Consider the following 23,816-nt stretch of genomic DNA (forward strand, 5'->3'; position numbering starts at 1 on the left):
AACAAGAAAAATTTTCGCATTATTCTCTTTTCCCTCAGGTTTAGACAGCAGAAATCTGGCGATACTGGGGGATAGAGGTGATAAAAAGTGGAAGATCAAAAGAATCAAAATCAACCAATTCCTTTCAAAAAGTCGGCTTGGAAGAGATTTTTGGGCAAGAAGTGGGCGTTTCCGGCAATCTACATCGGCACCGCGGCAATCATCTTGGCTATTGTGATGTACTTCCAAGGAAACGCAGCGAATACGCCAGTCGACAACTCCCAGGGCAAGGAAGGAGTCTCTGTCACAACTCCTGAAGACGGCAGCACCGCACATGACGGACATGAGGGTGACGCCGTAGCAGTGAGCAAGACGCCTGAGTCATTGGCATTGCCAGTGGCAAAAGACGTAAGTTACGAGATGGGCATGCGCTTCTTCGACGATCAGGCGCCCAAGGAAGAACAGATGAAAGCGCTCGTGCAGTACGACAAGTCGGTAACCCCCCACACTGGAGTAGACTTCGTCTCCAAAGACGGAAAACCGTTTGATGTAACCGCAGTATTGGCCGGCGAGGTCGTAAAACGGGAAAACAACGATCCGCTTGTCGGCGGCATTGTGGAGATCAAGCATGAGAACGATATGGTGACCGTCTATCAGAGCCTGGAGAACATCGCCGTCAACGTCGGAGATAAAGTCACGCAAGGGCAAAAATTGGGAAGTGCCGGACGCAGCGTGTATGAAAAAGACGCTGGCGTACACCTCCACTTTGAAGTCCGCGTCAAGGGCGAATCGGTCAATCCTGAACAGTTTCTGGAAAAAACCCAAACACAGTAAAAAGGATGTTCCGCCGGAAAACCTGTCAATCTTGGCAGGTTTTCTTTACGTGTGTACATGCTGTCAGAAAAAGAATGCCTGAAATCAGCTTGTCAGGCTTGTAAACGTAGAATATGTGTCCCTTCCTACCCATATATTGTATCAGACAATTCCGATACAGGGAGGCGAAGGGCGTGCACGATTACATCAAAGAGCGAACCATTAAAATTGGTCGATATATTGTGGAAACTCGTAATACGGTTCGCATGATCGCCAAAGAATTTGGCGTTTCGAAAAGCACGGTGCACAAAGATTTGACAGAGCGGCTGCCCGAGATAAATCCAGAGTTGGCCAACCAGGTAAAAGAAATCCTGGAATATCACAAGTCGATCCGGCATTTGCGGGGAGGAGAGGCGACGAAGATCAAGTACAAACGGAAAAACCGGAAACTGAAGCGCGAGCAGGAAGAAAGTGTATAAGAAATGCATAAAACTGTTAAATGTTTTGCTTGTCCTCCCACGAATTACCGCCTATGATAAAGTAGTGATTATGTATTTGTAAGTAGGGAGGCCCTTTCATGTTTAGCAAAGATATCGGAATTGATTTAGGCACGGCCAATGTCGCGATTTTTGTAAAAGGAAAAGGAATCGTACTGGATGAACCATCGGTAGTGGCAATTGACAATCATACCAGAAAGGTATTGGCCGTGGGGAATGAGGCGCACCGTATGGTTGGGCGTACGCCTGGCAATATCGTCGCCATCCGACCTTTGCGAGATGGGGTCATCGCTGATTTTGAAATTACGGAAGCCATGTTGAAACACTTCCTGGCAAAGATCGGGGGAAAAAGCCTGTTTGCCCGGCCGCGTATTTTGATCTGCTGTCCGACCAATATCACGTCTGTAGAGCAAAAGGCTATTCGGGAAGCTGCAGAACGGAGTGCCGGCGCACGGGAAGTGTTTATCGAAGAAGAACCAAAGGTAGCAGCAGTAGGCGCAGGCATGGAAATCTTCCAACCGTCGGGCAATATGGTTGTCGATATCGGCGGGGGAACTACAGACGTTGCAGTTCTTTCGATGGGTGATATCGTTACCGCTTCTTCCATAAAGGTGGCAGGAGACAAATTTGATCTGGCAATCATGCGATACATAAAGAATACTTACAAATTGTTAATTGGGGAGCGTACGGCGGAAGATATTAAAGTAAATATAGGTACGGTCTACGGCGGACGCCAGGATGAAATGGACATACGCGGACGGGATATGGTCACAGGGCTTCCCCAGACCATTACGATCCGTTCGCACCAAGTCCAAGAAGCCCTGGCTGAGTCGGTTCACGATATTGTACAAGCCTCTAAAAATGTTTTGGAACGAACACCTCCGGAGCTTTCTGCCGATATTATTGATAAAGGCGTATTTTTAACTGGAGGAGGGGCCCTGCTGCACGGAATTGACCAGCTTCTGGCGAACGAACTGAAAGTTCCCGTTCTGGTCGCTGACGATCCGATGATGTGTGTGGCAAAGGGAACGGGGATGATGCTTGATTACCTGGACAAGGCCCCCAGACCTTCTCGCAGAAGAAACTACATGGGATGAGGAGGAACTCGTTTGATTAGGGGATTATACACTGCTGCTGCGGGAATGCTCACCATGCAGCGCCAGCAAGAGTCGCTGTCGAATAACCTGGCGAATATCAATACACCCGGCTATAAAGAGGACGAAGGAGTCATCCGTTCTTTTCCGGAGCAGCTGATCATGCGGATTCGCGACCAGCAAGGGCCCGATATTCAAGGATGGCCCAATCCGCTCGGACAACCTGTGCCGATCGGGGGCCTGCATACCGGAGTGTACATGTCCGAGGCCCTGCCCAACTTTGCGCAGGGGGACATACAGCAGACGGATAACCCTTATGACATCGCTTTGACAGACAATCTGCCTGTTCCCGAAAACGCAGCGCAGATCAATGGCAAACCGGTGCAGCCAAAGCTCTTTTTCACGGTCGCCAAATTGGAAAACCAGGAGCAATTGACAGGGCCCGTCCAGGTGGAGCAGGTTCGCTACACGCGCAGCGGGAATTTTAACGTAAACCCGGATGGCTACCTGGTGACGGCAGATGGCTATTACGTATTGGACCGGGAGCGCCAACCCATTCAGATAAACCATCTGCCTGATGGATTCGGCAACACCCGGAGCGTGGGGCAAGACTTGAAAATCTCAGCCACCGGCGGGCTGTCCTATCCGAATCCGGCTGACCCGGCGGGAGGAGACGTTCCGCTCACCAATCCCCATTCACTGGATGTGGTGGAAATCGGGCTGACCCGCGTAGACAACCCGTATGAGCTGATACGGGAGGGGAACAACGTCTATCGCTACCAGGGAGAAGCGCAGTTGGAGCCGATCGATCCGGCAGATGCGGAAGTGAACGGATACTTCGCGCTGCGTCAGGGATGGGTTGAACGAGCCAACGTCAACCCCACCCGCACGATGACCGATATGCTGGCCGTTCTGCGGGCCTATGAGGCAAATCAACGGGTGATTACCACGCTGGACGGTACGATGGACAAGGCCGTTAACGATATCGGCCGGGTTAACGGGTAGAGGAGGTACATAGATGCAGTCTCTCAATATTTCCGCAGCAGCTCTGCGCAGCGTTCAGAACGCCCTCGACAACACGGCGAACAACCTGGCCAATGTGGATACGGTCGGATATAAGCGGCGAAGTGTGTCCTTTTCTGAATTGCTGACGGATTCGATGAACGATCAACCTGTCACCGACAAGGGCAACCGCACCTCTGCTCCAGGCCTTCGGGTCGGCAGCGGGGTGAAAACAGGCATGACCCGGATCGACATGAGCCAGGGAAGCGTGAAGACGACAGATGTCCCGTCTGATCTGATGATTGACGGTGAAGGGTTCTTCCTCGTGCAGTTTGGCAACGAATACAGGCTGACCCGCAACGGCAATTTTCACTTTCAAAGACCGGGGGCTGACGGACCGATTCAGCTGGTGACCGCAAATGGCGGAGTACTCGTCGATGAGCTGGGGAATCCAATCGAAATACAGGGCGATGGCAGCATTGAAATTCAGCGGGATGGACAGATTTTGGTCAATGGCGAGCCTGATATCTACGGTGCTCACATCCCGGTATTTCAAGCGCCTGACCCTGATCAATACATCCAGGTGGGCGACAACGAATACCTCCTGAACGACCCGGTAGCAAATCCGCCCGCGCTAAACACGCTGAATATCAACCCGGCTAATCCGGAAAGCACACCCGTCATCCTGCAGGGGGCTCTGGAAGTATCCAACGTCGACCCCAATCAGGAGATGTCACAGCTGGTCGTGCAGCAGCGGGCATTTCAGTTGAATTCGCGGGCGATCGCGATCAGCGATCAAATGATGGGGATTGCCAATTCGCTGCGCAGCCGTTAATCTTAATGGTTAGTCAGGGTTTCGCCAAAACGGGGCGGAACCCAAGTTTTCTACAAGGTGGGAGGAAAAGCTGATGGAACAGACAGAACGTCGCCGCCGCCCGAAAGAGATGGAGAATGACCAACACACCAAAGAGAAAAAAAGCGGGACCTGGGTCTTCATTGCCGCCAAGATCCTAAGTGTTCCCTTTTTACTCTTTTTATCCCTCGTCGTCGGCTTGATGATCGGTTATGGAGTCATCGGCAAGTCTCCTATCTCGGAAGTGTTTGACATCCGGACGTACAAGCATATCTACGATCTGATTTTTTCTACGACGTAGCTGCCGTCACCGAAGGTCTTCTTCATGCAGGGGAAGGCCCTTTTTGCGCTGCCAGCCCCAGACGGTTGATGTGCTACACCGTTATGGGTATAATAAATGAGTGCTCTTAGATACGGAGGGATGTCGATGAATGTTCCGAATGCGCTTACTGTATTCCGCATCGTACTGATCCCTGTTTACCTGCTCGTCTTTTTTTCGTCCCTGCCGAATCACATTCAAATCGCCTATCTCATATTGATTTTGGCCGGTTTAACCGATATAGTGGACGGCTATATCGCTCGTACATACAAAATGGTAACCGAATTTGGAACGATGATGGATCCACTCGCAGACAAGCTGATGATGCTCACCGTTATCACGTCTTTTTACCTGACAGAGCGGATTAGTGTTTGGGCCGCCCTGTTTTTCTTTGCGCGTGATGTCGGGATGATTGTCACTTCTGCCATCTTCCACTTTCGCGGCAAAAAGACGGTTCCGGCCAACGTATACGGCAAAATTACGACCGTGTTGTTTTATCTGGTATTCACGCTGGTCATGTTCCGCTTTCCGTATGCGGAGTTCTTTCTCTGGCTTGTCATCGCTTTTTCCTTTATCACGAGTGCGATATACATACTGAAATTTCGTTTGCTCAACAAGATTTACTGAGGATGGGAAAAGAGCACTTCCGGTAAAAGAAGTGCCCCTTTATCTTAAACCCGTACAGGTGTAACGGGAGTAGGTATAGTCTAATTCCTCAAGGATTGGTTCATGCATCATCAGGTTGGTTCAAATGTTGGAAAGGGGGCTTTGCCAATGGAGCGCGAAGCTGTTCTCGATATTGTCCAAATTCAGGAGATTATTGCCCATCGGTATCCGTTTTTGCTGATCGACCGCATCGTTGAGCTTGAGATCGGGAAAAGAGCGGTCGGCATGAAGAACGTGACGATTAACGAGCCGTTTTTTCAAGGGCATTTTCCCGGTTATCCGGTCATGCCAGGTGTTTTGATCGTAGAAGCCTTGGCCCAGGTCGGTGCCGTCGCCGTTTTGAGTATGGAGGAAAATAAAGGAAAACTGGCTTTTTTTGCCGGTGTCGACGGGTTCCGCTTTAAGGATCAGGTAAAGCCGGGGGACGTTCTGGAGCTGGAAGTGGAAATGACTCGCCTGCGTGCTTCATTCGGCAAGGGACAGGGAATTGCCCGGGTCGCCGGCAAAGTGGTGGCTGAGGGTGAACTGATGTTTGCCCTTTCCCAAAATGAGACACATTCATGATTTATCTTGAATGTGTCTTTTTTTTGGAGTAGAATTGCTAGGATACAACTTATCCAGTTGGAGATAATTTGCTATGCATACAGCAAGAATTTTAAACGTGCCTTTTTCAACCAAAAGTTTTCATGAAACGGTTTCGGATTTGGCGGAGCGGGTAATGTCAGGTGAAGGGACCCATGTCGTCACGGCCAATCCTGAAATCGTCATGCTGGCTCAAAATAATCAGCGTTTCCAATCCATATTGGATCAAGCCTATGTAGTACCCGACGGCATAGGCATCGTATACGCTGCAAAGTGGCTGAGGCTTCCGATCAAAGACCGGGTAACGGGTATTGAACTGGTGGAAGCCATGATGGAGCGTGCTGATCAGCATGGCTGGAAGGTGTACCTGTTCGGGGCCTCACCCGAAGTCAACCAACTGGCTGCTGAAAAACTGGCGAACCGGTATCCGGGCGCTGCCATCGTCGGTCGCAGAGATGGTTTTTTTAGGCAGGAAGAATCGGCTGAAATTGCTCAAAATATAGCTAAGCATAAGCCGGATCTTCTCCTCGTTGCGCTCGGCGCTCCCAAACAGGAAGAGTGGATTGCTGCGTACCGGGACCTGCTGCAAGTGCCTTTGATGATCGGAGTTGGCGGGAGTCTTGACGTCATTGCCGGGAAAGTAAAACGGGCACCCGTCTTGTGGCAGCGCCTGCATCTGGAGTGGCTGTACCGATTGATGAAACAACCTTCCCGTTGGAAGCGGCAGCTTGCGATTCCGCGGTTTGTCTGGAAAGTTCTTCGCGAAAAGCGGGGGCAGCGATTGCAATCGCCATCGTAGGAGAGGAGAACTCATATGCCAATCTATCTATACGGATTTATCACGTCATTGATAATCGCGTTGATTGCGACACCATACGTAAAAAAATTGGCAATAAAAATCGGAGCGGTGGATACGCCTGATCATAGAAAAGTTCATACGAGAATCATGCCGCGGATGGGCGGTTTGGCCATTTATATCGCCTTTGCCGCTGCATTCTTCGCCTTCGTGCCGCAAACGTCGGAAATGCTCGGCATTTTCTTCGGGGGAACCATCGTCATGCTCGTCGGGATGATCGACGACAAGCTGCAGTTGTCTCCCAAGTGGAAACTTCTCGGACAGCTGGTGGCGACGGCGGTGGTGGTAATTCCCTTTGGACTGAAGGTCGGCATTGTCGAACTGCCTTTTGGCGGCAGCATCGATTTTTCCAAGGGCTGGCTCGCCTTGCTGGCGATCCCGATCACGATGATCTGGATCATTGGCGTGACCAATGCCGTCAATCTGATCGACGGGCTGGACGGACTGTCTGCCGGCGTCTCCGGGATCGCGACTGCTACGATGGCCGTGATGGCGATCATCATGGCGGATTTTAACGTTTCGATCTACTGCTTTGTACTGCTCGGCGCGATCGTCGGATTCCTGTTTTTTAATTTCCATCCGGCGCGCATCTTTATGGGAGACACGGGATCGCTGTTCCTCGGGTTTAACCTTGCGGCGCTATCCATCATGGGCTTCAAGCAGGCGCTGTTCGTCTCCTTTATCATTCCGATCGTCGTACTGGGCGTTCCCCTGTGGGATACGTTTTTCGCAATTGTCCGCCGGATCATCAACAAAAAACCGATCTCCAGTCCTGACAAGGGGCATTTGCACCACTGCCTGCTGAACATGGGGCTGTCCCACCGGGCGACGGTCGTCACGATCTACGGCATGAGCATTTTCTTCGGCGCCACGGCGATACTCCTGACGAAAGTGGTGCCAAATACAAAAGCCGCCCTGTGGACTTCGATTATTACGATTGCTGTGCTGCTGTTCATTATCCACATGGCTACAGAAGTAGTCGGCCTGGTCGGCCGGCGCCATCGCCCGCTGATCAATGCCTATCGGCGGTTGAAGTTGAAATACGTGAGAAGAAGTTCATAGTGTAAGGGCCTAATCTGACCGCCGGTTTGGCGGTTTTTCTTTTTTCGAAAGGTACTAACTTTTGATAGAATAAGCTTAAGTAAAATAGCAAAAGGGAGGTGGGCGAAGGATGGAGATATTGTTGCAGGAGATACTGACGGAAGTAAAAAGCGTCAGGACCTCACAGGATAAAATGGGCACTGAGATCACAGAATTACGGAAGGATGTTCATGTTCTGAAGTCGGAAGTAGCCGGGTTAAGGACGGACGTGGATATCCTGAAGACCGACGTAGCCGGGGTGAAGTTAGACGTTGGAGAAATTAAAACGAATGTGGTCGATATCAAAATAAACGTACTTGCCCGTAAGGTCGGACATGATCAATTTCGAACAGAATTTATTGATTTCCGTAAATACGCTGGGAACAAATTGGACATGATCTCCATGCCGAGCAGGCACAGAAATTAGACGGAATTGAAGAAAGGCTGACCAGTTTAGAGACGGAAGTTAAAGTCATAAAAAAGGCTATCGCCAACTGAATAGTGACGAAGAGGCCTGCGATTCCGCGGGCTCCTTTTCTGTTTTGGCCTAAAATTTGGCGGGTAACTAGCCGATAAACAATAGTATAGAGAGATTAGAAAGAGTGAATATGTACCGCGGGTGGAGGTGGAATTTCAAAGCGTATCTCAATGAGAAATTCCCGGAAACATGGATCATACATATGGAGAGGTGAAATAGAGTGCATTGCATAAAGCTTAAAGCTAAGCCGTGGCTGGCTGCTGTCATGGCGTTCATGCTGTTGGTTTCCAGTTTGTTCTCGGCTGGGGCTGGAGTTGCGGATGCGGCAACGCAAACGAACAGTGATTGGACCATAGATATCAATAACAGTGATTATAAATCGTTTGACGGCACGAAGCCCAATTCGGATTCCAATCCAATTTTCGTAACGAATAGCCGCTTATACGATGTGAAGTTCCAGTATAATGATGCCACTTTCGATACCAAGAAAGCAACAGTCAAGGTGGACAACGCCATTGTGACGACGGTTCCATTTGTCGGAAATACCGTAACTCTTGACAAGGAATTGCCGCTGCGAAAAGACGGCAAGTCAACGATCGTCACCATCCAACCGGAAGGCTCATCTGAAATCGGGAAGTTTTACGTTCGGTACATCGAGTCTTATATTTACTACGATGACTTTTACGAAGACGTGAACTTGAAGATTCAGAATCGGCCGGCTGATGGCAAGGGTACCAGTTTTAACGATCCAATCGTATCCAATAGCAGTACTATTCCGCAATTAAACATGGTTTACAGCCGGGCAAGCGACAAAAAGCCCAGCTTTGAAGTCAGAGTAGGCGGGATTGTGAAAAAGACGTTCGGGCCATTTGATTACCCGGATAGCGGAAACCTCACATTCCAGGTGAAGGATATTGACCTGGATCCGGGCACCAACACGGTTGTCGTCTATGCCGTGAATACTGGTGAAATTTCTACTATATACTATAAGTACGCTTCCGGCGAAACCCCGATTACGGTCGAAGGCTTCGGGGATAAAGGGAAAAGCATAAGCGATCCGGTCATTTACGGCGATTCCAAGATCACGTTAACCGGTTATTTTGGCGCTGGTGTAATCGGCAGCAACCTGCGGCTGAAGATCACGACGAGCAACGGCCAAACCCAGGATTTGAGCAGCATGGCGCCTACCATTACCGGATCGAGATACATGTTTAACGACGTCAATCTTCAGCCGGGATTAAATCAGATCGCCTTCTATGAAAAGGTAGGCAACATCACAAAGGAAATCTACAAATTTTACGTACAGTACAACAACACGCCGATTGTGAGCAATCTAAAGGTGGAAGATACTCCGCTGAATGATTCCGCGCTGACGGTGATCACCATTCCATCTGCCAACCGTTTGACTTTAAATATGGAAGGTGACGCCAGAAACGCTGACACAGTTGAAGTGACCAATACCCGTACAGGTGATGTCATCAAGACAAGTGCCAGCCGAACAGGCGTATTTAGTCTAAGGCTTCCTTCTCAGCTTGGGGAAAATGAACTGGAGATCCGAGCCTATAATGCCAACAAAGAGGTAGGCGTTATTAAACGGAAAATTCTTGTGGTGACCACTACTGCCAATGGTTCCGATCTGTTCTACCAGGTTTCTATGGGAGGAGTAGAGCTGAAACCGGATCGGATTGTTTCCGTTCCCGGCACGGGCAGCCCGATGACAGGTACGTTAGCCTTGGCAGGTCAGGCGCTGATTCGTTTTGTCGAGATTCCTACTCAGCAGGAGTTTGACAAGTTTACACTGACGATCCAAGAGGTTGGCAACTCGGCTAACAGCCAGACGTTTACGGTGACACAGACGGCAGGCACCAGCGGGCAAAGCAATTTCTCGCTGTATAAGATCGACTCGGATGTAACCGGCTTTCTTGAGGATGGGAAAACATACCGGGCAAAACTGAGCTACAATTATTTGACAGCTGATACCAACGGGGACATGACCGTTAACAACCCTGTAGAAATTGCCAACTATCAATACGAATTTACCTATGCGGACGAAAGCAAACCGCGATTTGTCAGCGTTACCCACCCGCTGACGGGAATGCAGTTATCGACGACTGCGGAGAACATCATTTCCGAGTCTCCGTACAAGGCCATCGTCAAGACCTTTAAAATGGGCACAGGCGGCGTACCCGACAATTCCAAAATCAGTGTCTATTACAATACGACTGCCCTGACATCAGGGGTTGATTACGAAATATCCAATGAGCAAGCTGTTTCAGGCCAGACTGATTACGGAACATTCCTGCTGCAGCTAAATAAGCTTCCATCAGGCCAAGGGAAGATCACCATTTACTACGACAAGGGTGGAGCGAACGAGAAAGAAATCAGCTTGCCGGTCAATGTTCACATCGCTCCATATCTGCAGTTTACTTATGTAGATAAACTCGGTGACGTAAGAGCCTTTGAAGATGGCTTTACCTTGCAAGATGAGAATGAGATCCGCCAATTGGACGCGAAAGTGTACAACTATCCGCTGCAAAAACAGGGCGGCAACTGGAATTTCAAGGTAAAATTAAATGGCACCGAAATAACCGTTGATGATAGTGATGTAAATGTATCCAATGGAAAAAATGAGTTTCGCCTTCCGAAATCAAAGCTGACCTTTAAAAAAGGCAACAACGAGCTCAAGGTCGAGCTGACGGATGAGCCGAAGGTAACCTTTACCTACAATGTATCGTTTTTTACCTCCAAACTGCCCAGCGTTGAAAATGTCAAGCTGGAGGTAGAACAAAACAACAATCGTACAGAACTGACTAAAAAGACGACAGACATCGCGTATCGCACAGAAGCGTCGTTCCTGCGCAGTTTTTCTTTTGACGCGAAAAACGCTACCCGCGTCTACGTCGAGAAAAACGGCAAGCGGATCATCGACTACCGCTACAAAAACGGTGATTGGGAGATCGAAGACAGCCAGGAATACATCAAAACAAAAAGGGAAGCTTCGGTGGACAGTGACCTTGAGGGAATCTTTGATGCTCGCAACTTTACATCGACGTCTCGCAGCGGCAGCTTCAAGGCAGACATGAGCAGTTCCCAGAACGGGAGTCTGGTAGATAAAGTTCAGCGCGCTGTTACGCTGCCGGAAGATCAGGAGCAGCTCTTGGCGCAGTTCCCGCTGACCTTGTACAAAGGCGGAGATACAGTCTATACCATCGTCGCTCAGGATGATCTGGGTTCTGTCGTCCGCTATGACGTGACGATTTCGCAGAGCTCTGCAAGCTGGATGGTGATCTCGCCTGTAAAAGAGAGGGAAACCGACCAGTATATCATCGTCAACACCAATAACGTACCGATTCGGATTTTCGCGGAGAAAGCAGACAAGGTGCTGTTCGGGAAGACAGAAGCGACCGTGCTGAATACCACCAAGCCCGATTACGAATACGACGATGATCTGGGCAAGATGGTTCCGCAAACCTACTATGTATTCGAAGCGACTGTTCCGCTGAAAAGCGGCTTGAATACGGTGAAGTTTACCGTGCAGGTAGGCAATAACAAGTACAACGACCAGGTGTTGATCTACAACGCCAACGCCGCAGTAGACGGAGCGATCTATCGCGACGTGCTTGGCAAAAAGACCAGCTTCAGCGTATTTGAAAAAGCGTTTGAACTGAAATTCCCATCGGGCACCGTCCTGTTGTCTCCTTCCGATAACCGTGCAGGCAGTGAAGTCCGCAATCCGAACAAGGACATCTTTACAGATGTGCCGCTGTTTTTCGGTATCGCTGACCGGACGACGGGACAGGTAAGCCTCTCCGGCAACCGCATGGAGTCGAGCTTGACCCTGGATACGGAGTTTAACTACGCAAGCCCGCTCTACTACGTTGACGCTGGTGACGTAGACGCTCCGGTAGGAAGAGATCCGTACTTCCACGACAAGGGCATCATCAACGGCCGCGAAGTAAATATGGACCGTTTCCCCAGCCGCTACAAGGACAACCTGGTACCAAGCAAAGAGGGAACGCTGACGATCAAGTACGATTCGTCGATCGTCAATGCGGCGAACACCATTCTTACCATCTTCTACAACGATGGTGGAGGCTGGAAGAACGTCGGGGGAACAGTAAGTACGAGCAAAAAGACAATCACTGTTCCGTTCCAGGGCTTTGGTTATTACATGGTGATGAAGACGAGGGAGACCTTCGATGACGTTATCCGCCATCCGTATGCCCGGAATGACATGGAGACGCTCTTTGCCAAAGGAATCATGCCGAATGCAACAGGCAACTCTTTTGGCGCCAATCTCAATATCACCCGCGGCGAGTTTGCTACGATGCTCGTAAAGGCGCTCGACCTGCCGATCAGTGCGGGTCCATACGAAGACAGCAACAAACGATACCCGTTGGAACCTACTTTCACGGACGTGCGTCCGAACAAGGACACCTGGGACTACCAATACGAGTACATCGAGACGGCAGCCCGTGCCGGCATCGTTCGCGGCGTGCAACCCGGTTATTTCCGCCCGGAACAATCGCTTTCCCGGCAAGAGGCGGCGATTATGATCACCCGCGCGATGAACCTGAAAACGACAGGTACTCCGGACGCAGCAAAACAGTCGCTTGCCAAGATGTATACGGACGCCAAGGATATCGACTACTACGCACTTCACTCCGTATTGGCAGTCAGCAAGGCCAAGATCATGAATGGCGAGCCGATCGATCCGACGGCGAAAAAGCCGCAATACCGCTTTAAGCCGTCGATCCCCCTGACTCGCGCGGAAATGGCGACGATCACGGTACGGATGATGATTCAACTGAAGAAGCTGCCAAAACAATAAGCTGGCGCAAAAAAATCCCTTCCCGCTGTCCGGGAAGGGATTGCTCTTTATTCATTTTCCTTATCCTCACCTACCGCCTCAAACGGCACTTCCACATATTCCTTCTCACCCAACTCGATCCGGGCCTGACCATTCGTCAGATCAGTGATCCGCTCTTCGAATGCTCCCTCTTCTCCATCCGGAATCAACACCCTAACCGTAACGAGGTCCGTATAGGCCGTATCGACGACGCGATGCTGGCCGATACGAAGCTCGTTTTCAACCTTGCCCCACCAGTGGTAGTCCACCGTCACCGCGATCGACTGGTGCAGGATGTGGGCGACGATGCCCGCTGCCTTCAATCCTGCCACGGTACCCGCCGTATAGGCGCGTACTAGCCCACCTGCTCCCAATTTGATTCCGCCAAAATAACGTGTGACGACTACTACGGTATCTTTGAGACCGTTCTTCTTGATGCACTCCAAAATCGGCTTGCCAGCCGTTCCACTGGGCTCTCCGTCGTCGCTGGAACGCTGGATCTGGTCGTTTTCGCCGATGACGAAGGCAGAGCAGTTGTGGGTCGCGTCCCAGTGCTTCTTTTTTATGCCGGCGATAAAGGCCGCCGCTTCTTCCTCTGTAGTCGCCCGCTGTGCGTAGCCGATAAAACGGGACCGCTCGATCACGATCTCGTCCTCGCCGTATCCTGCCACGGTCTTGTAATGCGCTAGCATCCGTGTATCACCTCAAGTAGAAGCATAGCCAGTTTTTTTGGCAGATGCAATCTTTGTGATCCCGGGTGAAATCAAAAGATACATCAAATCGTAATGGTATACGGGAAAGTTTGTAATGAAAACGCAAAAGGGGGTATAGGTATAGAGATGAGCAGGTAATGAGTATGTAAAGTTTGTGGCGAATAAATTTCGAGCAGTGAAATGATTTTGAATCTATGCTATAGTAATATGGTACAACCTTCCTTTTTGAAGGGAGGCCAGAAGCTTGCCATCAGGCAACGAAACCAAGGATTTGGCACCGTAAAGGAGTGACACAAATGGGACTTCCATATTCCAAACAAAAGTGGATGGCACTAACATTGGCAGCTGTAGTTATGGCGACCGGCTCATCCGTATGGGCCGCCGATTCGACGGCAGCGCTGTCAGTTGCACCAGCCAAGCAATCAGATCAATCTGAGGAGTTAACCCTCCAGAAAGCAGTAGAACAGGCGCTCAAAACAAACAACGATCTCGTAACGCTGCACATTGACATCGATACGGCAGATATCAACGCGCGTCTGGCAAGTGCAAAAGGAAGAGACCTCCGAGCCGATTTTGTCACGACGCTCGATGCTGCACAGGCAAAATACGTCAATACAGCTACCGCTGAAACCAAAAAGAAAGTCAACGAGATGATGTTCAAATCGGCGGAAAACAAGGTGAAGCTGGGGGCCGAGAAGGCGTATTACGACTTATTGAATGCGCAGGAAGACCTCACATTGAAGAAACAAAGCCAGGAACGCGCAGAACTCCAGCTGAAGGTAGCGAAATCGGCTTTTGACGTGGGAACCAAAGCCAAAACAGACGTGCTGCAGGCAGAGGCAGCACTGGCGGCTGCACAGGCGGCGACGAGTGCTGCCGAAAGCAACCTCGAAGTCGCGCGGCTGAATCTAAACCAATTTCTCGGAGTGGAATTGAACAAGCAATGGAAGCTGGTAAAAACAGATGCCCAGGCAAACGTAAAAATGCCTGAACTCAATGACGCGGTTGCCAAGGCTTTGGAACAACGGCCGGAGATCACACAGGCTACAGAGCAAATCAAACTGTCTGAGTTGAATGTAGACATTATCCGCAAGTACTCCTCTATCGCTACGTACCAGGGGCAAATGGCTGAGAACGACGTTGAGAAGGCAAAAATTGATCTCGAGCAGACCAAGCGCAGCATTTCGATCGAGGTAGCGCAGGCCTACTACAACCTGAACTCGGCGAAAACGTCGATAGAGGCCCTGAAGAAGGCGAGGGACGCTGCGGCGGAAAACTACCGCCTGACCAACCTTCGTTTTGAAAACGGGCTTTCGACTACCCTTGAGGTGATCGGCGCCGAAGAGGAGCTCTCCAACCGGGAAAACCAGTACCAGCAAGCGGTACATAACTTCAATCTGGCGACTGTAACACTGCAGAATGCGATAGGCAATTAAGCAGCTAACAAAAGGGAATGCTGGGAAAAGTTCGCAGGTGACAGTGGGGAAACCCTCCCCTATAATAACGATTAGCGCCTCTCATCATTTTTTAAAACTTTTTTTCACAGGCACCGCAACTTTTGGCGAGTTGAAGCGTTTAATAGAATGTCACACACATTACGGGGAAATTGTGTAAAAAAATAATTCACGAATTCTAGCATATGTGCTACACTATTGATTGTTGTACTTTTTTATCAATAGCTACATATTGCTAGTCCTTAATACCTAGGAATTACGCGATCCTGCGAAGGGAGGTGAAACGCGCTTGCAGGATTCGGGCTTTAAAAAGAAATATACAGCTACAAATATTCCCCAAGAACACTCAGTTTATACTAGAGGAGGAGAATCTAAGGTTATGAAAAAGGTTGTTAACAGCTTGTTAGCAAGTGCACTCGCACTTACTGTAGCACCTATGGTTGTAGGCGCTGAAGGCGGAGCTACCAGCGACGCTGCAAACGACACAAATCCTGAGTTGACCAAGACCGTCAAACGTCTTCAAGCTCTGGAGATCGTCAAAGGTGACGACAAAGGTCAAATCAACGAAGGCAATCCTATCACTCGCGCTGAGTTCGCTACTCTCGTAGTACGCGTTCGCGGTTTGGCTGACGGTGTGCCGCTCGCTAAATTCCAACCGAACTTCAAAGACATCAAAGTTTCTGACTGGTATGCTGGCTGGATCAACGTGGCTTCCGGACGTGAACTGATCAAAGGTTATCCGGACAAAACTTTCAAACCGGAAAACAACGTTACTTATGCAGAAGCAGTAACCATGATCGTCCGCGCTCTTGGTTATGAGCCTGCAGTTCTTCAAGAAGGCGGCGTATGGCCAAACAACTTCATCTCGAAATCCGCTGAGCTGGGTGTATCCAAAGGCGTATCCATCGACCCGAACAAACCGGCTACTCGCGGTGATGTCTTCTTGCTGCTCGACAACGCACTCGACATCAACCTGATGAAGCAAACTACTTACGGTTCCGAAATCCGTTACCAACCGGTAAAAGGCACCAACCTGTTGAACGAATACATGAACATCGATGTATACAACATGGAATGGGCTTCCAGCGACAACCGTAAATCCGAGGATCTCCCGACTGTATCCAACGTACCGGTTACTGACCTCGGCAACCTGAAGCCGAACGAAATCAGCTTCAGCGGCAGAAGCGGCACTCCGCTCCGCGGCAAGTACACGGTTGTTAACCAAATCAACCCGAACGACTTCGCTGGTCAACGCGTACAAGTTTGGATGAAGAACGAACGCGGCAAGAACACCATCGTATGGATGGAAGATTCTACTGACCAAGACGTAATCACCACTACGATCGAGCAGTTGTATCAAAAGGGTAAAATCCCGGCAACTGACAAAGACATCGACTGGAGCGGAAGCACTGATTCCGTACTGCGTTCTTTCGATATCGAGCTGGGTAACGGCAAGAAATACCGCCTTGCCAGCGATGCAAAAGTTGCTTACAACTTCAAGGTGTACGGCAATGCAATCGATGCGTTGAAAGATATGAAACTGTCTGATGACGATATCGATTCTTACAGCGCAAAAGTCGTATTGAACGACGACGGTGAGATCAGCTACCTGTCTGTAGTAGACGATCTGTCTGCTAAGCAAAACACCAAATTCAAATTTGGTTCTGAAGTAATCAAGACCGTAGATGCTTCCAAACAAAAAATCGAGCCATTGAAAGGCAACACTCTCGACCTGAAAAAGGACGAAGAAGGCCGCGACTTCATGGTTATCCGCAACGGCGAGCCGGCGAAACTGTCCGACCTCAAACCGATGGATGTATACAGCGTCTACTACTCCGATCACAACAAAGATCGCCGCATCATCATCGCTAACAGCACAGTCGTAGAAGGTAAAGTATCTTCTGTTGACTACCGCGACAGCGATAAGAAAAACGATTACTTCATCAAAATCGGTGACAAGCGCTACCGCCTGCGTAACGCTACCTACTCCGAGAACAACAACAAGACGATCGAAGATACACCGATCAACAAGATCAAGGCTCTGTCCGGTATCGATGTAAAACTGTACCTGGATCCATCGGGCCGTGTTCGCCACATCGAAACTTCGTCTTCTGTTAAAGAACGCCGTCAAGGTGCTATTCTGACGAAAGACGTATACTACGATGCAGGTAAAGACCAGTACGACTTCATCGTCATGAACGAAAAAGGTACAAAAGTTACCTTGCCCGTAAAAGACAAGAAGAATATCTTGGACAAAAACGGCGACGAAATGTCTCACCAAGCGATTCTGGATACCTTCAAAGTCGCTAAAGACAAAAACGGAGACGGCAAAATCAGCTCAGACGAAAAGAACCCGCTGTTCTTCACTTATGAGTTGAACTCCAAAGGTGATGTAAGAGAAGTTCGTGTGGCAGACGGCGATCTGATCCACATCAAAAAAGACGAATGGCGCAAGGCTGCTGACAAAGATGACAACCTCATCAGAATCAATGGCCATGACTATGAAGTGCCAGACGATAACGTTGTCTTTGACATGAAGGGTGCTGTTGAAAAAACTGGTGACCGTTTTGAGCTGAAAAACACTGGTACCGGTAAATACAGCAAAATTGCAAAAGATGACTTTGAAGTATATGTGCACATCAACAACAACAACGAAGCAGACTACTTCCTGGTTGTCGATGGCGACAAGTCTATCGCATCCGACGGTCTGTACGGATTTGTTGTCAACTTCTCCCGTCTGGACGGAGATGACGCTGTAGAAATCCTGGACAAAGAAGGCAAACTGAAAACTTATGTCCTGGATGGATCCGTCAACTTCAAACGCCGCGACTTTATCTACTACGATCTGAACGGCAACGACGAGATCGATACTGCTAAAGTAATTGTTGACGGCGGAAGCACCGGCTACAAACCAGGCAGTGCACGTATCAAGGATCAAGACTGGGCACGCGTAGGTGTTGAAAAAATCTACGTTGCACGTGTCGATGAAGTAGACGGCAGAAAGATCACCTATTACCCTGAGTACAATCCGTACGAGAAAAACAGCAAGTCCATTGAAGACAGCAAGAAGGAAACCTACTACACCACTGCCAACACTGTCTACTACAACATGGACACTCTGGAAGCAGATACCGGCGTAGAAGAAGGCGACTATGTAGCTCTTATCGACAGTGCAGACGTTGACGGCCGTTACATCGACTATGTAGTCATCGTTGCTAAAGGCGATAAAGTAGACGACTTCGACTACAAAGGCGACTACAACATGAATAAGTTCCTGAACTGGGAAGACCTTGATCTGGGTGATGTACTCAAGGCAGATCCGAAAGGTGTAGTTGATGGCAACAAGTATACAGTCACAGGTCAACTGTCCAGCGATTACAAAAAGGCTACTGTTGAAGTGAAAATCGGCGGCAAAACCTATGAAGCCGATGTAAACAGCGATGGCAGCTTTGAATTCAGCAAAACGATCGATGGTGACTATGACAAGTACACTCTGATTGTTACCAAAGATGGTAAAGAAGTATTGAACAAAGATTACAACATCAAGAAAAATGATACCGGCGAATACAAAATGCTCGACGCCAAGTCTGTAACTCCAGCTAAAGCTACTGTAATTGCAGGAGCACCTACCTACCGTGTAAAAGGTAACCTGCAAAAAGGTTATGAAGATGCTACTGTAACAGTAGAATTTGGCGGCAAGAAGTACGATGCAGAAGTAACGGATGGAGCCTTTAAAGTAACCAAAACTGTAGAAGGCAACTTTGATACCTTCACTGTAACTGTTACGAAGGACGGCAAAACCGAAACCTACGAAGGCAACTTCCCTGCAGAAAAGTAATAACCCTCTAGTTGAATTGAACTAGGATTTGCTTAAGCGGTAATCAGAGGGCAAAGCCCTCTGGTTACCTTACATAATGATTGAGCTAAATCCTACAATGCAATGAATTACCTGATGTTGTTAGGAATACATACACCATGCCCAGACACCCAGATGTATCCCTACTCCATAAATAAACAGAATCCTATCACACTTTTGGAGGGATAGTACGTGAAAAACAAGAAGCTAGTAGTTTCTCTTCTGTCTACTGCTATGATTAGCAGCATGGCAGCTTCTGCTTTTGCAGCTCCTGCCGGCGGTCTTTACGTTGGCGGAAATGTAATGAAATATTACAGCAACGATGGCCTCATTGACAAAACAGCGGATGCAATTAAGGACTTAAACGATGCTGACAATAACGCCGTTTTTGTTGATGATGAAGGCAAGTTGGCCGCAAGCTTGGATGAAATTCTGGATAAGAATGGCCTTAACAATGCACTTCGCACTGTTGAAAAGAAGGACTTCAACGGACAATACACTGACGCAGTTTCCGGTAACAAGGTGGATCCAGGAAAAGATCTTGAGCCAGTGCCTGGTGATTTGAAGGTTGAAAGTGTAAGTGCTATTAACAATACTTCAATCAAAGTTGCATTTAATAAAGCAGTTGAAAAACTTGACAAAGCTGATGTAACAGTACTGAACAAAAAATCTTCTGAGAAACAATACGTGAAAGAAGTAGTGTTGGCAGAGGACAAAAAGTCAGCGACAGTTACTTTCTATGATGCTTTGACATCGAAAACTACTTACAATGTAGCAGTCAAAGACGCTGGAAATATTGATTTTGATTTTGTAATTGGTGATGTGGCAAAAGTTGTTGCTGACACAACTCAAATTGTCAAAGCAGGTAATCCAACAGCAATCAAATTCAAAGTATTAGATGCAAACGACCTTGATATCACTTCTAACGTGAAACCATCAGATATTGAATTTGAGAGTACTGCAGAAGTAATTAATGGCACGGTTACTTTAGATAACGGCGTATCTGCTTTTGTCTATATAAAAGTTAAGAAAGAAGATGGCACATTCGTTAAGTCGGATCGCATCACCATAAAAGGTGAAGCTCCTAAGGCAAAAGAAGTAACGAATTACACAGTCAATACTGACGGTAAGAACCACTTTAAAGATGAAGATTACAAGCAAAATCTTACAATAACCAAAGAAGGAACTGGCTATGTAGTAGTTGAAGCTAAAGACCAATTTGATGAAGTTTCTACAGAAAAACCGTCATTTGAGTCGTTAGACAAAACAGTAGCATTAGTTGATAGAGTTACTGGTAAAATCACTCCGATTAAAGAAGGCTTAGTGCCTGTAAAAATTACTTATACAAGTGGATTAACAAAAACAATTGAACTAAAAGTAGTAGCAAATGCAAAAGCAGCATCTATCGAGCTAGATAATGCAGAAATCTCAATTTCTAACAAAGTAGCAGCAGGTAAAGCCGTTAAGGTTTCTGTTAAAGATCAGTACGGTAACGTTCTGACATCTGCAAAACAAGCAACAGTTAAAGTTGTGTCTGGAAAAGATTTAGTAAAAGCTATTGGTGATACTTTGACTTTAAAGGATGGGGAAGGTATACTAACGGTTTCTCCTGCAGATAGTGCAAAATCCGGTACGGCAGTTATCGAGATTTCTGTGAGCGACACTGTTAAAACAACATTGACAGTGAATGTAACAGCAGCTGGAGACATTGACAATTTTGTTTTAGAAGGCTTCAAAGCTGAACTTGATAAAAACGAAGCGGATACTAACAAAAACAAAGAGATGACCCTTTCTGTGTTCCCTGTAGATGCCAACGGAGTAAAAACTGGTGATGCTGATTCAACTGCTAAGTTCACTATTAAAGATAAAGATGGTAAATATTTAAATGCAAATGGATCAGAAATCGCAGATGGCCAAGATAATTTACTTCCTATCTCTACAAAAATTGAAGCTGCAAAATTTAAAGCAGGCGAAACCTATACTGTAACTGTTAAAGTGGGGTCGCTAGTAGTATTCGAAAATGCTTTCTCTGTAAAAGATACTTCTGAATTACCAGTAGTAAATCAAAAAGCAAGTAGCATTGTTGCTACAGACTTAGATATTACAAAACAACTGTCCGATACATTCGAGATCACTTTCGGTGGAAAAGTACGGGGAGATGCTAAAATTGTAGATTTCACTTTTAACTCTGACAACGGTGCAGTTGTAGCAAGTGCTCCTGATGGAACATCCGAAGTGAAAGTTGTTGCACTTGGAAATACCACCCTAGTATTTAGTGAAATTACAGTGGATCTCGATAGTAAAGAATATACCATCGAATTAGACAGTCAGGTTAATGTTTCTGCAAAACTTGCTGACTTATCAGCTTCTGGTAACGTAACAAATGCAGAAGTCCATACAGTAGATGCTGAAGATGGTCCAGTAACAGGAGATTATGTAGACGGAGTATTAACTATTTCTCATGACTTCTCTAAATTAACAGAGGAGAAAGGCGGAGCTCCTTATGCAGCCAAGTGGGTAGGAGCATATATTGAAGGCCCATCCGGAGCCACAAGCGCTGATCTTGAAGTAAAAGGAACAAATTCAAAAACTTTCAATAATGTATCCTTTGAATCTGAGGCGGGATATCAAGATGGTTTCTTCTACTTCTTCCCGGCACAAGAAGATGGGAATACAAATGATCTGAAAGTCGCTTGGTTTGATGAGGAAGGAAACATTATTAGTGTAGAAAAACTGCAAGTGAAGTATGTTAACGAAACTCCTTAATAAATCACGAAACGTCTACTTCATAAACTCACCTGAGTGAAAGAAGTGGAGAAAGCCCCCAGGCAAGCATACCCTGCTACGTCCAGGGGGGCTTTTCTCTAACTGTCTTGTCAAATCGATTGGTGCAAACCCAATCCGTGATAACAGCCAAGCAATCGCGTGCCTAATCCTCCTGCGCGCCAGCGGTCCTAATCAACCAACGGCGTGAAGTCAGGTGAAGTCGTACTTGCGTAATAGCAAGGCGGGGCTCCTTAAAAGCTAACTATGGTCAGGCGACGAATCCATGTTGACCCAATACGAGGTAGCTGTTGTCAGGTAAGAAGCGCTAGGGGTTTGGCAACAGCCGGTGTACGCGAGATCGTACAGACGAAACGGGAACATTTCAGGCTGTTAAACCTGTTTTTCTCGTATTGTATAGTGGAGACCTAAGGTCAGCAAAACAAGGGATAGACAAGGTGGAACGTTTGAAGTCTTATCGGAAGAGGTGGGTTAGCACCAGAGAGGCTGGTAAGATGGCGGCGGGTTCGTAGTAGTGAGGATGGCTTGCCGTTCGTACCCGTAGTGGCAACACAGGCGGGGAGGGGAAAACTGGCCGGAACGAAGGAACCCAGTCAGCGGATAAGAGGATACGAGGACTTACAATGGGCGTTGTAGTTTCTCAAAAGACCAATGAGGATTGCTGATACTTCGGTATTGGTAATCCTCTTGGTCTTTTTTTCTTTTTTGTAAATGGAACGTAAGTTCCACTTTGGTAACCACTCCCCCTGAACTCACTGTAAAACTCTACATAAGCTCACTGAAAAAGCCTACAGTTCGTGGTGTGGAAAATTGCAATTCATACAAGCGAACAATACTACATCGTTTGCTCTTCGGAATGTAGGGTTTAAGTCGAGAATAGCGTAAAAATTAGTGAACAGTTTCTAGACCCAGCTTTGGCTCAAGGGATTGCAAGATGGCTCGGAAAGGATACAGACGATTATATAATCAAATCGTGATTGATTATTCAAAATCCGATACCAGTTGGGAAAATGCATACCTTGATTTAGATAACCTTGGAATCAGAGACCTGAGACGGTATTCAAATCTTGAATGGTTCGGATGTCTATACAATTTCACTTAGGGGGAATGATCTGACCACCTTTGATACGAGTCAATTGAGATTAAAATGGTTGGTGAACTTATTTCTGGATCAAAACCAGTTGGAAACCGTTAACGTACAGAAACTGGACTACTTGCAATATCTCGATTTGCGTGGTAATCGCTTGATAGACTTGGATTTTACGGGTACGGAGAATCCGCTTGAGTTGTATATTGATGACAATGAATTCTCTTCACTTGACACGACAAAGTTAACTAAGTTGACCTTTTAAGCATTTCGGACAATGATTATACACAATTGAATTAACCCCTATGTCCGATTTGGGGATCTTTAAAGGAAATAATAATCGATTGAGCCAAATTAGTATGCAAGGCTTGTCCAACTTTGTCATATTCGAAGCAAAGAATAATCAACAGTCTGAACTTGATCTCTCGGATCAGCCAGCGCTAGAGTCGATTATCTTAACCAACAATCAATTTATATCCCTTGAAGTAAAAGGTTCAGAAAATCTGAAATCCCTTCATGTTGAGGAAAACAATTATCGGAACTAGACGTTAGTTATCTTCCAGCATTAACGGGGTTGTATTCATCAAATAATCCATTTACAGAGTTTCCAGCTCATATTACAGAATTGCCAAGCTTAACGGGATTGATTTTACAAGGGAAGAATAGTAACTTTGCCATCGAACCCCATCCTAGTATTCACCAGGCGTTAATTCAAAATTGGGGCCTTATAATTACCGGTATTAAACGGAAAGGAAAATAAGAATAGGTACTTGACCCACTCGGAATATGTGAAAAGTATATGATTCCGAGGGTAGATGATCGAGAAGACATTCGCAAAAACAAACAGCCCTGTG

The 23,816-nt window shown here is 47.5% G+C and carries 16 protein-coding genes; 15 read left to right on the top strand and 1 reads right to left on the bottom strand.

The annotated features are described in order from the left end of the window. The first annotated feature begins 87 nt into the window (after positions 1-87). The 12 genes from ACI7RC_RS03870 to ACI7RC_RS03925 all read left to right on the top strand — a co-directional run bounded on the left by ACI7RC_RS03870 (position 88) and on the right by ACI7RC_RS03925 (position 13,050). Complete coding sequence (locus tag ACI7RC_RS03870; protein ID WP_408106911.1) at positions 88-813, top strand: peptidoglycan DD-metalloendopeptidase family protein; 726 nt, start codon at positions 88-90, stop codon at positions 811-813. Between the two features lie 173 nt (positions 814-986). Next, positions 987-1,271 carry a sporulation transcriptional regulator SpoIIID gene (spoIIID, locus tag ACI7RC_RS03875; RefSeq protein ID WP_019121103.1) on the top strand — a complete coding sequence of 95 codons (285 nt, stop codon included), beginning with the start codon at positions 987-989 and terminating at the stop codon, positions 1,269-1,271. Positions 1,272-1,369: 98 nt separating this feature from the next. Then, a complete protein-coding gene (mreB, locus tag ACI7RC_RS03880; RefSeq protein WP_408106912.1) occupies positions 1,370-2,386 on the top strand; it encodes a rod shape-determining protein in 1,017 nt (338 codons plus the stop codon). Positions 2,387-2,398: 12 nt separating this feature from the next. Further along, entirely contained in the window at positions 2,399-3,388 is a 990-nt protein-coding gene (locus ACI7RC_RS03885) for a flagellar hook-basal body protein (RefSeq protein WP_408106913.1), read from the top strand. Positions 3,389-3,401: 13 nt separating this feature from the next. Further along, positions 3,402-4,220 carry a flagellar hook-basal body protein gene (locus ACI7RC_RS03890; RefSeq protein ID WP_408106914.1) on the top strand — a complete coding sequence of 273 codons (819 nt, stop codon included), beginning with the start codon at positions 3,402-3,404 and terminating at the stop codon, positions 4,218-4,220. 73 nt (positions 4,221-4,293) lie between these two features. Further along, positions 4,294-4,539 carry a DNA-directed RNA polymerase subunit beta gene (locus ACI7RC_RS03895; protein WP_408106915.1) on the top strand — a complete coding sequence of 82 codons (246 nt, stop codon included), beginning with the start codon at positions 4,294-4,296 and terminating at the stop codon, positions 4,537-4,539. A 126-nt stretch (positions 4,540-4,665) separates the two neighbouring features. Then, a complete protein-coding gene (locus tag ACI7RC_RS03900; RefSeq protein WP_408106916.1) occupies positions 4,666-5,184 on the top strand; it encodes a CDP-alcohol phosphatidyltransferase family protein in 519 nt (172 codons plus the stop codon). A gap of 147 nt (positions 5,185-5,331) precedes the next feature. Further along, on the top strand, positions 5,332-5,787 hold the full coding sequence (fabZ, locus tag ACI7RC_RS03905; RefSeq protein WP_408106917.1) for a 3-hydroxyacyl-ACP dehydratase FabZ: 456 nt from the start codon (positions 5,332-5,334) through the stop codon (positions 5,785-5,787). Positions 5,788-5,860: 73 nt separating this feature from the next. Further along, positions 5,861-6,604 (top strand): WecB/TagA/CpsF family glycosyltransferase, encoded by a 744-nt coding sequence (locus tag ACI7RC_RS03910; protein ID WP_408106918.1) that lies wholly within the window; start codon positions 5,861-5,863, stop codon positions 6,602-6,604. Positions 6,605-6,619: 15 nt separating this feature from the next. Continuing rightward, the gene (locus ACI7RC_RS03915) at positions 6,620-7,723 is read left to right on the top strand and encodes a glycosyltransferase family 4 protein (RefSeq protein WP_408106919.1); all 1,104 of its coding nucleotides are present in this window, start codon (positions 6,620-6,622) and stop codon (positions 7,721-7,723) included. Between the two features lie 109 nt (positions 7,724-7,832). After that, complete coding sequence (locus tag ACI7RC_RS03920; protein WP_408106920.1) at positions 7,833-8,168, top strand: hypothetical protein; 336 nt, start codon at positions 7,833-7,835, stop codon at positions 8,166-8,168. A 271-nt stretch (positions 8,169-8,439) separates the two neighbouring features. Then, entirely contained in the window at positions 8,440-13,050 is a 4,611-nt protein-coding gene (locus ACI7RC_RS03925) for an S-layer homology domain-containing protein (protein WP_408106921.1), read from the top strand. A gap of 47 nt (positions 13,051-13,097) precedes the next feature. Here the strand turns inward: ACI7RC_RS03925 and ACI7RC_RS03930 are convergent, their stop codons facing one another. Continuing rightward, positions 13,098-13,760: a YigZ family protein gene (locus tag ACI7RC_RS03930; RefSeq protein WP_408106922.1), complete on the bottom strand. Its 663-nt coding sequence runs from the start codon at positions 13,758-13,760 to the stop codon at positions 13,098-13,100. Positions 13,761-14,077: 317 nt separating this feature from the next. Between ACI7RC_RS03930 and ACI7RC_RS03935 the strand changes: the two genes are divergently transcribed. From ACI7RC_RS03935 to ACI7RC_RS03945, 3 genes are all read left to right on the top strand, one after another. Next, positions 14,078-15,217 (top strand): TolC family protein, encoded by a 1,140-nt coding sequence (locus ACI7RC_RS03935; protein WP_408106923.1) that lies wholly within the window; start codon positions 14,078-14,080, stop codon positions 15,215-15,217. 397 nt (positions 15,218-15,614) lie between these two features. Then, the gene (locus tag ACI7RC_RS03940; RefSeq protein WP_408106924.1) at positions 15,615-19,073 is read left to right on the top strand and encodes an S-layer homology domain-containing protein; all 3,459 of its coding nucleotides are present in this window, start codon (positions 15,615-15,617) and stop codon (positions 19,071-19,073) included. A 210-nt stretch (positions 19,074-19,283) separates the two neighbouring features. Then, positions 19,284-21,857 (top strand): Ig-like domain-containing domain, encoded by a 2,574-nt coding sequence (locus ACI7RC_RS03945; protein WP_408106925.1) that lies wholly within the window; start codon positions 19,284-19,286, stop codon positions 21,855-21,857. The last annotated feature ends 1,959 nt before the right edge of the window (positions 21,858-23,816 follow it).

This window comes from Brevibacillus sp. B_LB10_24 (assembly GCF_046036945.1).
Lineage (GTDB): Bacteria > Bacillota > Bacilli > Brevibacillales > Brevibacillaceae > Brevibacillus_C.